An 11,840-nucleotide genomic window follows, 5' to 3' on the forward strand; every position below is an offset into this window, starting at 1 on the left:
GGAAGCTCATGCCGCTCATGTCCGATCTCTTGCCGATGCTGGCGCTGCTTCTTGCGATCGGGGCGTTTGCCGGGGTGATCGCCGGGCTTCTTGGCGTCGGTGGCGGCATCGTGCTCGTGCCGGCCTTCTTCTACGCCTTCACCGGGCTCGATTACGGCGGGCCGGACGTGATGCAGGTCTGCCTCGCGACCTCGCTCGCGACCATCATCGTGACCTCGACCCGCTCGGTCCTGGCGCATCACCGCAAGGGCGCGGTCGACTGGGCGATCCTGAAGGGCTGGGCGCCCGGGATCGCCACCGGCGCGGTACTCGGCGTGCTCGCCGTGGCGCAGCTCAGGACGCCGGCGTTGCAGGCGATCTTCGGGACGCTGGCGCTCGTGGTGGCCTTCTATCTCGGCTTCGGGCGGGCGGACTGGCGGCTCGCTCTGGCGATGCCGTTAGGCGGGAGGCGCGCGGTTCTCTCGCCGGCGGTGGGGTTCCTGTCGGTGCTGATGGGGATCGGCGGCGGCTCGTTCGGCGTGCCGCTTATGAGCCTCCACGGGGTGCCGATCCATCGCGCGGTGGCGACGGCGGCGGGGTTCGGCGTCGTGATCGCGGTGCCCTCGGTGGCCGGGTTCCTTTTGACCGGGGTGGATGGCGCGCCGCCCTACACGGTGGGGGCGGTCAACCTTCCGGCCTTCGTCACGATCATCGCGATGACGCTGATCACCACGCCCTGGGGCGTGAAGCTCGCCCACGCGATGGACCCGAAGCCCTTGCGGCGCGTTTTCGCGGCTTTCCTCGCGCTCGTCGCGCTCAACATGCTGAGGAAGGCGGCCGGATGGTAGCGGGATTCGCGGCGCGCGGCTGGGCAAGGTTTCCGACCGATCCGGCGCTTGCCCGCTGGGCCGAGGCGGCGCTGCCGGCCGCGCGGCGGGCGCTCGCCGAAGCCACCGAGGCGCTGCGCTGCGGCGGCACCTGGGATGTCGGGCTGGAGGCGCTGCCGAACGACGCCGAGGGCGCGGTCGCGGGCGTGCCGCTGGCGGGCGCCGCCATCGACGCGGTCGAGACCCTGGCGGGACGGCTTCAGCTTCACCGCGCGCAGCTCTCGACCGTCCATCCCGGCTATCCGCGCCCCTGGGTCGAGGAGGGCGAGGCCGCCTTCCGCTACAGGCTCTTGCGCGACGCGGCTCACGTGGACGGCCTGCTGCCCGTCGGCTCCGAGCGGCGTCGGATGATCCGCGAACCGCATGCCTGGATCCTCGGCCTGCCGCTAACCCGAACCGCGCCGGGCGCGAGCCCGCCGGTCGTCTGGGAGGGCAGCCACCACATCATGTCACGGGCGTTTTCCGAGGCGCTCGCCGGGCATCCGCTGAGCCGTTGGGCCGAGGTCGACGTCACCGAGGCCTACCACGCCGCCCGGCGCGAGGTCTTCGCCGTGTGCGATCGGGTCGTGCTTCATGCCGAGCCGGGCGAGGCGGTGCTGATCCATCGCCTTGCGCTCCACGGCATCAGCCCCTGGACGGAGGCCGCAGAGGCCCCTCCGGAGGGCCGCATCATCGCCTATTTCCGCCCCGAACTGCCCGGCGGCATTGCCGACTGGCTGACGGTCTGACGCCTGAAGGCTCAGTCCCTGCCGCCCGTCCGCGCCGCCCGTCCGCCGCGCCTTTGCCGCAGTCGCGGCTGGCGCGCAGGCAGATCGGCCATGATCGCGCGCCGCTCCTCGGGGGTCATCCGCCCCCAGCGGCCGATCTCGTCGATCGAGCGCAGGCAGCCGACGCAGAGCCGTTCCACGGGGTGGATCGTGCAGATCTTCACGCAGGGGCTGTCGATCTCCTGCCGCTTCCAGACCTCGTCCGTCATCCCTGCCGCCTCATGTGCCCGATCCTGTCCAACGCTCCCTGCAGGATATACCCCGCCGCGACGTGGTCGATCACCTCCGAGCGACGCTTGCGCGTCGTATCTGCCTCAAGAAGCGCCCGTTCCGCCGCCACGGTGGACAGCCGCTCGTCCCAAAAGCCGATCGCGAGGTCGGTGAGGCGGCTGAGGTTGCGCGCGAAGGCGCGGGTCGACTGGCAGCGCGGACCCTCGCTGCCGTCCATGTTGAAGGGCAGGCCGAGCACGATCCCGCCGATCTCGCGCTTCTCGCAGATTGCCAGAAGCGCGGCTGCGTCGAGCGTGAACTTCTTGCGCCGGATCGTCTCCAGCGGCGTCGCCACCGAAAGCCGGCGGTCCGAGACGGCGACGCCGATGGTCTTCTCGCCAAGATCGAGGCCCGCGAGCGCGCGATCGCGCGGTAGCGCCGCGACGAAGCTGTCCAAAGCGTCGTGGATCACTCTGCGACCCCCGCCTGACGTGCGGCGGCCCGCACGGTTTCCAGATCCGCCTCGTGGCCGGCGAATACAGACTGCGCGTCGGTCCAGACCGCCTTGGCGCGCTCGGTTTCTCCCAGGACCCCGAGCGAGGTGATGAGCCGCGCCCAGTCCTCGGCCGGCCCGCCCTCGCTGGAGAGACGCTCGGCAAGGCCGTCGACCATGCCGCGGATCATGTCGAGGCGCTCCTCCTGGCTCATCCCGGCCGCTGCCGCAACGTCGCCGGCATCCGGGCCGGAAGCCGCCGGGGCAGGGGGCGTGTAGCGGACACCGGCTGCGGCGGCCAGCATCTCGATCTGTGCCCGGATCGGCGCGATCCACGGCGCGTCTTCCGGTCCGTCTTCGAGCAGGGCCTTCCAGAACTGGAACGCCCGGTCGGGGCGTCCGGTCTGCGCCCACATCAGCCCGGTATAGAACCGCGCGGTCGGGTTGCCGGGATCGAGCCGCAACGCCTCGTTCAGCGCGGCCTCCGCCTCGGGCGACACATAGCCGCCGGTCGCGAGCACGTAGCTGTCGGCGAGGGTCGCGTGATCGTTGGCTGTCGCTGCATCGCCGGCAAGCGCGATGACGCGCGCCTGCGCCTCGGCGGCGGCGGTATGGTTGCCAAGGGCCGCCTCGTTGCGGGCGAGCAGCCGCTGCCCGGTGATGTCGCCGGGATTCGCCGCCACCGCGGTCCGGAGCCGCTCCATCAACTCGGCGTAGGAAGCTTCGGGCGTTGGCGGCGTGGGTATTTGCGCGGTCTCGACGGCCTCGGCCTGCGAGGGGCGGTCCTCATGGAAGATCGCCGCGCGCTCGATCCTTTGGCCGATCGGCAGGTCGGGATAGCCCGGAGCGCCGATCGAGAGGTACAGCGCGAAGGCGCCCGCGAGGGCGACGGCGATGCCGAGTGCGGGCAGGGCGACCGATCCGCGCGCCACGCGGGCCGGGCCGGCGCTCCGGTCGGAATCGAGAATCCGCCGCGAGATCTCGATGCGCGCCCGCTCCGCCTCCGCCGCGTCAACGACGCCGCGGGCAAGATCGCGCTCCACCTCGGCCAGCTGGTCACGGTAGACGCCGATGTCGGCATTGGCGGAGACCGTCTGGCCGCCTTGGGCCAGCGAGCGCAGAAGCGCCGCGCCGACGGCGGCGGAAAGGGCGAGCGACACGATCCAGAAGAGCATTTTGCCTCCGAAGTTCCGCCTTCATCTAAGCCTTTCGGTGCCCTGCCGAAAGGGAAAAGCCCGGCTCGGGGGCGGCGCGATTGTCGCAGATTGCGGCTCATGTCGCATTTTTCCCAATAGCGACGCTTGCCAGCCTGTCGCTTTTCGCCCTGCGTTTAAGCAGGCGCCGTGGGTGGATACGCTGCCCAAAGGGGGATTCGACATGGCCATGAAACGCTACTCGGCTTTTGCAGTCGCTCGCCACGCGATGAGCTATCATCTCGGCTGGGAGCGTGCATGGGGTTCGCCCGCGCCGAAAAAGAAATACGACGCGATCATCATCGGTGCCGGCGGCCACGGCCTCGCCTCGGCCTATTATCTCGGCAAGAACTACGGGATCACGAACGTCGCGATCATCGAGAAGGGCTGGCTCGGCGGCGGCAACACCGGCCGCAACACCACAATCATCCGCTCGAACTACCTGCAGGATCCCTCGGCCGCGATCTACGAAAAGGCGCGCTCGCTCTACGAGACGATGAGCCAGGACCTGAACTACAACGTCATGTTCTCCCCCCGCGGTCTCCTGATGCTCGGCCAGACCGAGCACGAGGTCCGCGGCTACAAGCGCACCGTCTACGCCAACAACCTCCAGGGCGTCGCGACCGAGTGGATATCGCCGCAGCGCGTGAAGGAGCTGGTGCCGATCATCAACATCGAGGGTCCCCGCTACCCGGTCCTCGGCGCGCTCTACCAGGCGCGTGGCGGCACTGCGCGGCACGACGCGGTGGCCTGGGGCTATGCCCGCGCCTGTTCGGCGATGGGCATGGACGTGATCCAGCAGTGCGAAGTGACGGGCGTGCGCACCGAAGGCGGCAAGGTCGTCGGCATCGACACCTCTAAGGGCGCGATCGACTGCGACAAGCTCGGCATGGTCGTCGCCGGCCATTCCTCGGTCCTCGCCGAGATGGCGGGCTTCCGTCTGCCGATTGAATCGCTGGCGCTCCAGGCGCTCGTCTCCGAGCCGATCAAGCCCTGCATGGACGTGGTCGTGATGGCCAATACGGTGCACGGCTACATGTCGCAGTCCGACAAGGGCGAGATGGTGATCGGCGGCGGCACCGACGGATTCAACAACTACACCCAGCGCGGCTCCTTCCACCACATCGAGGAAACCGTCCGTGCGCTGGTCGAGACCTTCCCGATGATCTCGCGCCTGAAGATGCTGCGCCAGTGGGGCGGCATCGTCGACATGACCGGCGACCGCTCGCCGCTGATCTCCAAGACCCCGGTCTCGGGCATCTTCGTCAACTGCGGCTGGGGCACCGGCGGCTTCAAGTCGATCCCGGGCTCGGGCTGGGCGATGGCGGAGCTCATGGCCCGCGGCCACTCGCCCTTGGCCGAGGAATTCTCCATGTACCGCTTCCGCGAAGGCAAGTTCATCGATGAAAGCGTCGCTGCTGGGGTGGCGCATTGATGCGGAACACTGGGAACACAAGCGGCATCTTCTGCGTTGGCAAGGCTGATACCATTGCCAAGGAGCTGAAGACATGGCGAATTCATCGCAGACAGGCAGCAGCGCCAACATCGCCTTCATCGTGGGCGGGCTGGTCGTCGCTGTCGGAATTCTCGCGTATTTCATTTTCGGCGGCGATGCCCCGCCGGCCGCGACCAGCAGCCCGGATGCAGGCTCGACAAGTGTCACCATCGACAACTCGACCGACGTCGCTCCGGAGCCGGACGCTGCAGCGCCTGCCGATGGCGACGCTGCCCCGGCGGATTCGGGCCAGAGCAACTAACGCGACACGACCGATTCACGACTTCCAGGGTGGGTGCCATTCGGCGCCCGCCCTTTTCATGTCCGGAGGCCAGACATGCTGACCCTTGAATGCCCCTATTGCGGCGTGAAAGCCGAGGAAACCGAGCTCCAGGCCGGCGGTGAGGCGCATCTGAAGCGCTTCGGGCCGGGCTCTTCCGACGACGAATTCGAAGGCTACCTGTTCCTTCGCAAGAACCCCAAGGGCGTGCATTTCGAGCGCTGGCGGCATGCCTATGGCTGCGGCAAGTGGTTCCTCGCCGCCCGCTGCACCGCGACGCTCGAGGTGTTCGGCACCTACAGCGCGCAGACCAAGGAGCCGCCTGCGGACCTGCAGGCAAAGATCAAGGCGAAACGCCCGGACTGGGAGGGCTACAAATGAGCACGCGTCTTCAGAAAGGCGGCCGCCTGATCGACCGCTCGAAGGCCCTGTCCTTCACGTTCAACGGCAAGCGCATGAAGGGCTTTGCCGGTGACACGCTGGCCTCGGCGCTTCTCGGTGCCGACCAGATGATGGTCGGCCGCTCGTTCAAGTACCACCGCCCGCGCGGCGTTGTCGCGTCGGGCGCCGAGGAGCCGAACGCGCTCGTCGGCCTCGGGACCGGCGGCCGGTTCGAACCGAACCAGCGCACCACGACGACCGAGCTTTTCGACGGCGCGGTCACGGCCAGCCAGAACCACTGGCCGAGCCTCGAGTTCGACATCGGCGCGATCAACGACAAGTTCTACCGGTTCCTTCCGGCGGGCTTCTACTACAAGACCTTCATGTTCCCGCGCTTCGCGTGGAAGCACGTCTTCGAGCCGATCGTCCGCCAGTCGGCCGGTCTCGGCAAAGTGCCGCAGAACCGCGACGAGGACCGTTACGAATATGCCTATGCCTTCGCCGATCTGGTGATCGTCGGCGGTGGCATTGCCGGCCTTGCCGCGGCCCTTGCCGCCGGCAAGCAGGGCAAGCGCGTCTGGCTCATCGAGCAGACCGCCCATTGGGGCGGCCGCGCCGTCGTCGACGGTGTCCAGATCGAGGGCACGGATGCCGGCGCCTGGGTGAAGGAAGCCGTCCAAGCGCTTGAGAAGATGGAGAATGTCACGCTCCGCACCCGTACGATGGCCTCCGGTCTCTACGACCACGGCTATCTCATGGCCTATGAACGCATCGCCGACCATACGCCGGGCGACGGCCGTCCGCGCCACCGCCTCTGGCGGATGCGCGCCGGCCATATCGTCACCGCGACGGGCGCGATCGAGCGGCCGCTCTCCTTCGCGGGCAACGACATTCCGGGCGTCATGCTGGCTTCGGCCGTGCGCGATTACGTCGTCAACTGGGCGGTCAGCCCCGGTGACCGCACCGTGATCGTGACCAACAACGACGATGCCTACCGCACCGCGCTCGCGCTGCTCGACGCGGGCCTCGTGGTGCCGGCCGTGATCGACGCGCGCCCCGAAGCCAAGGGCGAGCTGCCGCAGGCGGTGCGCGCCCGCGGCGTCCGCGTGCTCGAAGGCCACGGCATTGCCAAGGTCAAGGGCGGCAAGCGCGTCACCGGGGTTGCGACCTGCATCCAGGCCGGCGAGGGCGCCGAGCTGGAGCAGATCGCCTGCGACGCCGTGGCGATGTCCGGCGGCTGGTCGCCGGTCGTCCATCTCTGGTCGCATTGCGGCGGCAAGCTGATCTGGGACGACAAGCTGGCGATGTTCCGCCCCGACCCGAAGCGTCCGGCGACGGGCGAGGACGGCGCGGCGATGGTGACGGCGGTGGGCTCGGCCAACGGAATCCTCGCGGCGCAGGACGTGCTCGCGGACGCGCATCAGGCTGTCGGTGGCAAGGGCACGGCGCCCGGCGCCGTCTCCGAGGCGGAAGAACCGCTGATCCCGGTCTGGATCATGCCGCAGGGCGCAGGCCCCGCGCTGCGCTTCAAGATGTGGCTCGACCCGCAGAACGACGTGAAGGTGTCGGACGTCCAGCTCGCCGCCCGCGAGGGTTACGAGTCGGTCGAGCACACCAAGCGCTACACCACGCTCGGCATGGCGACCGACCAGGGCAAGATCTCCAACATCAACGGTCTGGCGATCCTCTCGGACTCGCTCAACCGCGCGATCCCGGAGACCGGCACCACGACCTTCCGCCCGCCCTACACGCCGATCTCGATGGGCGCGATCGCGGGCGAGGCGCGCGGCGAGATCTTCCAGCCGCTGCGCAAGACGCCGATGCACGAATGGCACGAGACCCACGGCGCCCATTGGGAGCCGGTCGGTCTCTGGCGCCGTCCGTACTGCTTCCTGCGCTCGGGCGAGGGCGTCCACGACGCGGTCAACCGCGAGATCCGGCAGGTCCGGAACTCGGTCGGCCTTCTCGACGCCTCGACACTCGGCAAGATCCTCGTGAAGGGGCCGGACGCGGGCAAGTTCCTCGACATGCTCTACACCAACATGATGTCGACGCTGCCGGTGGGCAAATGCCGCTACGGTCTGATGTGCAACGAGAACGGGTTCCTCTCGGATGACGGCGTCGTCGTGCGCCTGACCGAGGACACCTGGCTCTGCCACACCACGACCGGGGGTGCGGACCGAATCCACGGCTGGATGGAAGACTGGCTCCAGTGCGAGTGGTGGGACTTCAAGGTCTATACCGCCAACGTCACCGAACAGTATGCCCAGGTGGCAATTGCGGGCCCGAACGCCCGGAAACTGCTCGAGAAACTCGGCGGCATGGATCTCTCGAAGGAGGCGCTGCCGTTCATGGAATGGCGTGAGGGCGTGCTCGGCGGGTTCCGCGCGCGGGTGCACCGGATCTCGTTCTCGGGCGAGCTTTCCTTCGAAGTCGCGGTTCCGGCGTCGGAAGGCCGCGCCTTCTGGGACGCGCTGATCGCGGCCGGCGAGGAGTTCGGCGTGATGCCCTACGGCACCGAGGCGATGCACATCATGCGGGCCGAGAAGGGCTTCATCATGATCGGTGACGAGACCGACGGTACCGTGATCCCGCAGGATCTCAACCTGCAATGGGCGATCTCGAAGAAGAAGGAAGACTACCTCGGCAAGCGCGCCCAGGAACGCTCCTTCATGGCGAGCCCGGACCGGTGGAAGCTCGTCGGCCTCGAAACCCTCGACGGTTCGGTGATCCCGGACGGTGCCTATACCGTTGCCGAGGGCTACAATGCCAACGGCCAGCGCAACATGCAGGGCCGGGTGACCTCGACCTACCACTCGCCGACCCTCAACAAGGGGATCGCGATGGGGCTCGTGAAGCACGGTCCCGACCGGATGGGCGAGGTGATCGAGTTCCCGGTGGACAATGGCAAGGTGGTCAAGGCGCGGATCGTCGATCCGGTCTTCTACGACAAGGATGGAGAAAAGCAGAATGTCTAAGGCAGTCAGCGCCTTGGGGGGCGTTTCTCACAAAGGTTTCGTAGAGGTTTCCGAGGCAGGCCTGCAGGGCATGATCACCGTTCGCGGTGACTTGTCCTCGGCCAAGATGAAGAAGGCGGTGAAGGCTGCGACCGGCACCGCCGTTCCGGAAGCCCGCCGGATCGTCATCGCCGGCGACAAGGCCGCGGCCTGGATGTCGCCGGACGAGCTTCTGATCCTGGTGCCCTACACCGAGGCAGTGGCCACGGTCGCGGCGCTGGAAGAGGCGCTTGCCGGTGAGCACCACATCGTCGCGGACGTCTCCGACGCCCGCGCGATGTTCCGCATCAAGGGCGCGAAGGCGAGCCAGGCGCTCTTGAAGCTCTGCCCGGTCGACTTCGAGACGCTGGCGGAGGGCGAGATCCGCCGCACCCGCGCGGCCCAGGTCGCCGCGGCACTCTGGAAATCGGCCGAGGACGAGTTCAGCCTCGTCTCGTTCCGCTCCGCCGCGGGCTATGTGTTTGGCGCGCTGGAAGTGTCGGCCCGCACCGGCTCGGAGCCGTTCCCGGCGTAATTCTGACGCCCCCGGTCCTGAAAGGGAGCGGGGGCGGATCCCTTGTGGCGTCGAGGCGATGGACGCGGTGATCGTCCCGCGTGGCTCCAGACAAGAAAACGCCCCCCGGCTGTCCGGGGGGCGTTGTTTTTCGGGGTGCCGGAATTGTCTTCCGGAACGCCTGGCCTGGCGGCCTAGAATTCGAGCGATGCCCGGAGACCCAGCCGGTTCTCCTCTTCGCCATCGGCGGTGCTCAGGAACGAAAGGCCGGCGTCGAGGACCCAACTGGCGCCGGTTCCGAACGCCGAGCCGGCCGGGCGATAGATCACGCCGAGGGCGATGAGCTCGTCCGTCGCGTCGGGCTCGCCGAAGACCTCGGTCTTGCGGTTGGTATAGGTCGCGGTATAGGTCAGCGGTCCGGTTTCGATCGCCGCGGTTCCGGTGCTGAACAGCGCATCCTCGGGCGCGCTCTCGAAGTTGCGGAAATAGGCGACCTCTCCGAGCAGGACCAGATCGACTGCGTCCGACAGCGCGAAGCGCTTGTTGACCGCGCCGAGATAGCCGATCTCGTCCTCCGGAACGATCTCGTCCTCGATCTGCTCCTCGGTCTGTGCGCCGGCCTTCTGGTAACGCAGCCCGAAACGGCCGCCGGCATCGCCGTCCTCGAAACAGCTCGTGGCCTCGGCGCCGGAGCAGAAGTCGTAGAAGATCCCGGCCGAGCCGATCCCCTCGACATTGCCGGCTCCGCCATCGGCGAGCGTCAGACGTGGCCGCTGGGTGCCGATCGAACGGTTCAGGATCGTGCGGTCGGTCGTGAAGACGTTGACGGTCACCGCGTGCGACAGCGACGCCGCCTCGAAGGGCACGGTGGCCTGGACGCCCCAGCGCTCCTCGGCGTCGTAGTCGCTCACGATGTCGGTGCCGTAGAGGTCGCTGAGCGCCGCGCTGGCGAGGCTGAAATCGGGATCGAACTTGCCGAGCCTGAAGCTGAACGGATCGGCTTCGTACTGGCCGTAAATCTCGCCGAGAAAGGCGCCGGGACCATCCGACACGAAGCCGTCCTCGTCGGGGGCTTCGCTGATGTTCTCGGCGGTGATGGATCCGACGAAGCTCAATGCGTCGGTCGCCCGGAACAGGAGGTCGACGCTGAGGGTCGGTTCGAGCGTGCTCGATGTACTGGGCGGCGGCGTGGCATCGAAGATCCAGTCGCCCTGCAACTCCAGCGTGAATGCGGTGTCCAGGCACGGTGCGGTGCACTCCTCGGCCGCCGCCGCCATCGTTGAGACGGCCAGCCCGATACCGGCAAGGCAGAACGTGCGGAGCAACCGAGATTCCGGTGCGTCTTCGTATTCAATTGTCATGGTCACCCTGGTCGCATCTATGCTGCTCGACGGGGACCAATCTGACACATGTCAGGTGAAATTGTGAACCATGTCGTGCTGATCGAACGCCGGTGCGCTCTATTCGCCACAAAGCGGCAGACTAACCATTAGGTTCCTACATCGGGACGCGGTCCGCGAGGTTCATCGCCGCCGGAAGAGCCTCCGGAGTTCAACTGAAAGCCCAGGAATCCTATTGATTAATAGGAGAATTTCCTGATCGTCCCGATGCGGCGATGCATTGAAATCGACGACTTTCCAAAGGCGGCGTTCGGTTCTTATCTCTAGATCTTTTGGGTAATTGCTGGCCGAAAAGGCTTATGAGACAATGCAATTTCAACGCTATTCATGTGCAAGTCATACATTTGTCAGGCCTTATTTATTGGCCGAGTGGGTTTGGGGGGGTCATGGGTGTTCGGTTTGGACTACTTGCAGGGTTCGCTTGTCTTTTCGTGACGCCGGTGGTGGCGGAAGTGGAACTGCTGGAAATTGATGCGAACAATTTCAGCGATCGTTCTCACGTCATCGACAACCGCTGGACGCCGCTGAGACCGGGCGAACGTATGTCCTACGAAGGGTGGACCGTCGACGATGCCGGCGAAAAGGTGAAGCATCTCTATGTCGCCACCGTGACCGACCTGACGAAGATGATTGCGGGAGTCCGCGTCCTCGTGCTCCTGGAGGAGGATTTCCAGGACGATACGCTGATCGAACAGGAGATCGCCTTCCGGGCGCAGGACAAGGACGGCAACGTCTGGCATGTCGGCGAACTGACCGAAGCCTTCGACGGCGACGACCTGATCGGCGCGAAATACTGGTTCCCCGGTGCCCCCGAAGGCGCCAGGGCAGGCATCAAGTTGGTGGCCGACCCCAAGGTCGGCGACCCTGAACTCTCGCAAGGTTACGCGCCGCCGCCGGTCAGTTGGACCGACAGTGGTCAGGTGACCGAAGCGGGTCTCGTGGTGTCGGTGCCCGCCGGCGAGTTCTCGGACGTGATCGCGATCGACGAGCACGATCAGGAGACCGAGGAGGGCATATTCCAGACCAAGTATTACGCGCCGGACGTCGGGCTCGTGAAGATCGGCTTCAAGGGCGACGATCCGAACAAGGAAGAACTTTTTCTGACCGAAGTGATTGATTTGGACGAAGCGGGAATGGAGCGCGCCAGAGAACTCGCGCTCGAAATTGACGGACGCGGCTATGGGTATGCCGCGACGACACCAGCACAACAAACCGAGGAATGAACCGGTAGCGCCGGAAGAGCGC

The 11,840-nt window shown here is 66.8% G+C and carries 12 protein-coding genes; 8 read left to right on the forward strand and 4 right to left on the reverse strand.

Annotated elements, in window-relative coordinates:
• The first annotated feature begins 8 nt into the window (after nt 1–8).
• Together OEZ60_RS02115 and OEZ60_RS02120 are read left to right on the forward strand one after the other, a co-directional pair.
• On the forward strand, nt 9–827 hold the full coding sequence (locus OEZ60_RS02115) for a sulfite exporter TauE/SafE family protein (protein ID WP_263332750.1): 819 nt from the start codon (nt 9–11) through the stop codon (nt 825–827).
• Nucleotides 821–1,594, forward strand: a complete 774-nt coding sequence (locus OEZ60_RS02120) for a hypothetical protein (RefSeq protein WP_263332752.1) — start codon at nt 821–823, stop codon at nt 1,592–1,594. Before OEZ60_RS02115 ends, OEZ60_RS02120 begins: the two co-directional genes overlap by 7 nt.
• An 11-nt stretch (nt 1,595–1,605) precedes the next feature.
• Here OEZ60_RS02120 and OEZ60_RS02125 read toward each other — a convergent pair whose 3' ends face one another.
• Genes OEZ60_RS02125 through ccmI form a run of 3 tightly spaced genes read right to left on the reverse strand, consistent with a single transcriptional unit; the run spans nt 1,606 to nt 3,511 of the window.
• A complete protein-coding gene (locus tag OEZ60_RS02125; protein WP_263332755.1) occupies nt 1,606–1,842 on the reverse strand; it encodes a DUF1289 domain-containing protein in 237 nt (78 codons plus the stop codon).
• On the reverse strand, nt 1,839–2,315 hold the full coding sequence (ruvX, locus tag OEZ60_RS02130) for a Holliday junction resolvase RuvX (protein ID WP_263332757.1): 477 nt from the start codon (nt 2,313–2,315) through the stop codon (nt 1,839–1,841). Before ruvX ends, OEZ60_RS02125 begins: the two co-directional genes overlap by 4 nt.
• A complete protein-coding gene (gene ccmI, locus OEZ60_RS02135; protein ID WP_263332759.1) occupies nt 2,312–3,511 on the reverse strand; it encodes a c-type cytochrome biogenesis protein CcmI in 1,200 nt (399 codons plus the stop codon). The genes ruvX and ccmI overlap by 4 nt, the downstream gene beginning before the upstream one ends.
• Before the next feature lie 208 nt (nt 3,512–3,719).
• Here ccmI and OEZ60_RS02140 point away from each other — a divergent pair, with 208 nt between their 5' ends.
• The 5 genes from OEZ60_RS02140 to OEZ60_RS02160 all read left to right on the forward strand — a co-directional run bounded on the left by OEZ60_RS02140 (nt 3,720) and on the right by OEZ60_RS02160 (nt 9,216).
• On the forward strand, nt 3,720–4,964 hold the full coding sequence (locus OEZ60_RS02140) for a sarcosine oxidase subunit beta family protein (RefSeq protein WP_263333236.1): 1,245 nt from the start codon (nt 3,720–3,722) through the stop codon (nt 4,962–4,964).
• A gap of 73 nt (nt 4,965–5,037) precedes the next feature.
• Entirely contained in the window at nt 5,038–5,286 is a 249-nt protein-coding gene (locus tag OEZ60_RS02145; protein ID WP_263332761.1) for a hypothetical protein, read from the forward strand.
• 75 nt (nt 5,287–5,361) lie between these two features.
• Entirely contained in the window at nt 5,362–5,685 is a 324-nt protein-coding gene (locus OEZ60_RS02150) for a sarcosine oxidase subunit delta (RefSeq protein ID WP_263332763.1), read from the forward strand.
• A complete protein-coding gene (locus tag OEZ60_RS02155) occupies nt 5,682–8,663 on the forward strand; it encodes a sarcosine oxidase subunit alpha family protein (protein WP_263332766.1) in 2,982 nt (993 codons plus the stop codon). Before OEZ60_RS02150 ends, OEZ60_RS02155 begins: the two co-directional genes overlap by 4 nt.
• Nucleotides 8,656–9,216, forward strand: a complete 561-nt coding sequence (locus tag OEZ60_RS02160) for a sarcosine oxidase subunit gamma (RefSeq protein WP_263332768.1) — start codon at nt 8,656–8,658, stop codon at nt 9,214–9,216. Before OEZ60_RS02155 ends, OEZ60_RS02160 begins: the two co-directional genes overlap by 8 nt.
• 173 nt (nt 9,217–9,389) lie before the next feature.
• Here OEZ60_RS02160 and OEZ60_RS02165 read toward each other — a convergent pair whose 3' ends face one another.
• Nucleotides 9,390–10,562, reverse strand: a complete 1,173-nt coding sequence (locus OEZ60_RS02165; RefSeq protein WP_263332770.1) for a hypothetical protein — start codon at nt 10,560–10,562, stop codon at nt 9,390–9,392.
• 476 nt (nt 10,563–11,038) lie between these two features.
• On the opposite strand from OEZ60_RS02165, the gene OEZ60_RS02170 reads away from it, so the two are divergent.
• On the forward strand, nt 11,039–11,818 hold the full coding sequence (locus tag OEZ60_RS02170) for a hypothetical protein (protein ID WP_263332772.1): 780 nt from the start codon (nt 11,039–11,041) through the stop codon (nt 11,816–11,818).
• Nucleotides 11,819–11,840 lie beyond the last annotated feature (22 nt).

The organism is Albidovulum salinarum (assembly GCF_025673475.1).
GTDB lineage: Bacteria > Pseudomonadota > Alphaproteobacteria > Rhodobacterales > Rhodobacteraceae > Albidovulum > Albidovulum salinarum.